The following is a 2,642-nucleotide window of genomic DNA, read 5'->3' as shown; positions in this document are numbered from 1 at the left end:
AAGTATAACATAGCAATTACACACCAATAACCTAACCAGTTTGGATCAAGATAATAAATATCACTAGTAACATAGCCTATTCTAGAACCACCAAAATTATATTCCTTTGATATCGATAAAAAACCTAGCAAGTATAGTATAGAAAAAACAAGACTCCATAAGAGAATGACTTCCACATTAAAAGAATAACGTCATATTTATAAATCACAAAAGATAAGACTAAAGTGCCAATCAGTATTAAAACATAATGCAATCCTCTAGAAAGTTCATCCGTCCATAGTAATCCTATTACGAACGGAGTAATTACTAAAAGTCCCAAGCAAATAAATTTAAACTCTTCTTTATTAATTTTTTTAATAATACCCAGAAATAACAAAAAACTTATAGCTATAACTAAATAATTATAATCTACTCCTAATGTGTCACCCAGTAATCGGCTATAATAATAGCCAAATGGTGCAAAAAATATCAAAACAATAAAAATCCTAATTAACAACATCATCACTTCTTTTAAGTTTTAGTCCATGGCTTTTAATTTCTCTTTATCCAATTCAATCTGGTTGTTTCTAAATTTTTAATACCATCTAATAGGTCATTCTTTATATTAGAACTATCCACGAGAATATTTATTAGTTTATCTATTTTATTAATATCCACTCTAGATGATCGTCCAATAAATATTTTTTCAAAAACTTCTTCTGGCTGAACTTCATCTTCATTTAAAAGTTCCTCGTATAATTTTTCACCAGGTCTAATTCCTGAAACTTTAATATTTATTTCATTTTCAGAATAACCACTTAACCTAATCATATTTTTAGCTAAATCTACAATTTTAACTGTTTCACCTATATCGAGCACAAATACTTCTCCGCCCTCTGCTAATGTACCTGCTTGTATCACTAATCTAGACGCTTCTGGTATAGTCATAAAGTAACGTGTCATGCGTTCATCTGTTATTGTAATAGGGCCACCTTGTTCTATTTGTTTCTTAAATTTAGGAATAACAGACCCTCGGCTTCCTAATACATTTCCAAATCTTACTGCTACTAGTGTAGTTTCTTCATATTCATGATTCAAAGCCTGAATTATCATTTCAGCAACACGTTTAGTTGCACCCATCACATTGGGGGGATTTACTGCTTTATCAGTTGATATCATTACAAATTTAGACACTCCATTTTCACAAGCCGCTTCTGCTGTATTCTTTGTACCTATTATATTATTCTTTACCGCTTCTTCTGGATTATACTCCATAAGAGGTTCATGTTTATGTGCTGCCGCATGATATACAATATCTGGCTTGTACTCTTCGAAAACTGAGAACATTCTTTTTCTATCTTGTATATCCGCAATAATAGGTATATATTCTATTTCATTATTAAAACTCGTTACTTCTTCTAAAATAGTGTATATACTATTTTCTCCATGTCCTAAAAGAATTATTTTACGTGGCTGGAACTTAGTTATTTGTCTTACTATTTCTGAACCTATACTTCCTCCTGCACCGGTAATTAGAATGACTTTATCTCTAACTTGTTCTTCAATTCCCTCAGTATCGAGTTGAACAGGTTCTCTTCCTAGTAAATCTTCTACTTCTACTTTTTTCAAAGCATTTACTTCTACTCTGCCCGACATAATATCGTCTATATTAGGCATGATTATTACTTCAACATTATCAATGACTGCCAGACTATGGATTTACTTTTAATGGTCTGCATCTTTCAGGATGTGCGATGACTGGTATATATCTTTTCATTTGCAGTTCAAAAATAATTTCTCCGCATAAGTCTGAAGAATTCGGTGGAATTGGACAATAAGTTCCCTTGTTCTGATTGGAACTTTCTATTATTTTTTCCAAACATATTAAACCGTCCTTACTTTTTAAATGTTGGCACTGTTCCGAGTACAGGTAAGTCTAAGTGTTTTTCTACATCTTCTTCGGTCTGTATACGTTTATCCATAAATGTTCTTAAGAAGGCGAAACCTAATCCAGTAAGCAGTCCTAAAATCAATCCGATTGCAATGTTAATCATCGGCTGAGGTGATACAGGTGATGGGTTTTCTCCAACATCTGCTGCTGCGAGTACAGATACATTATCTACGTTCATAACTTCAGGTACTGTATTTTGGAAAACTGTCGCCACTTCATTGGCAATATACTCTGCTCTTTGTGCGGATTCATCTGTGACTGTTACAGTCAATACTTGTGACTGATTCTGATTGGTCACTTCAATTTTATTAGAAATAGCCGATGATGATTCTTGTAGTTCTAGATTACTTACTACTTCATCGAGCACTGTTGGGCTTTTTATAATATCACTATATGTATTAATTAATTGTAGACTCGCTTGAATATCTTGATTATTGATTGCTTCAGCGTTCTGAGCTTGGCTGACTAAAATTTGTGTTTTAGCTACATATTGCGGTGTCATTAAAGAAAACGTTGCATAAGCTGCAATACAACCAAACCACAACATCATAATTGCGATCATTAAGATATTTTTTTTAATCACTTCTAAAATGTCTTCCAAATTCAGTGTTTCTTCCATTATTGCCTCCGACATTTCTTTATTATATCTCTTGAAGTTAATATAACACATAATAACACAATGTTTGTTAATATTTTGTAAATTATTAAATAT

1 protein-coding gene and 1 pseudogene are annotated in these 2,642 nt (G+C 32.1%); both read right to left on the bottom strand.

The genetic code is table 11. The features are described 5' to 3' along the window. Positions 1-531: 531 nt before the first annotated feature. Positions 532-1,698 (bottom strand): annotated as a pseudogene (locus tag BBS29_RS08100) (UDP-N-acetylglucosamine 4,6-dehydratase family protein); the annotation flags it as partial. 176 nt (positions 1,699-1,874) lie between these two features. Continuing rightward, on the bottom strand, positions 1,875-2,549 hold the full coding sequence (locus BBS29_RS08095; protein WP_068131220.1) for a YveK family protein: 675 nt from the start codon (positions 2,547-2,549) through the stop codon (positions 1,875-1,877). Between the last annotated feature and the right edge of the window lie 93 nt (positions 2,550-2,642).

The sequence above is a fragment of the Nosocomiicoccus ampullae genome (genome assembly GCF_001696685.1).
GTDB lineage: Bacteria > Bacillota > Bacilli > Staphylococcales > Salinicoccaceae > Nosocomiicoccus > Nosocomiicoccus ampullae_A.
Note: the sequence above shows the minus strand (reverse complement) of the source record. Positions and strands in the feature narration are given on the sequence as shown.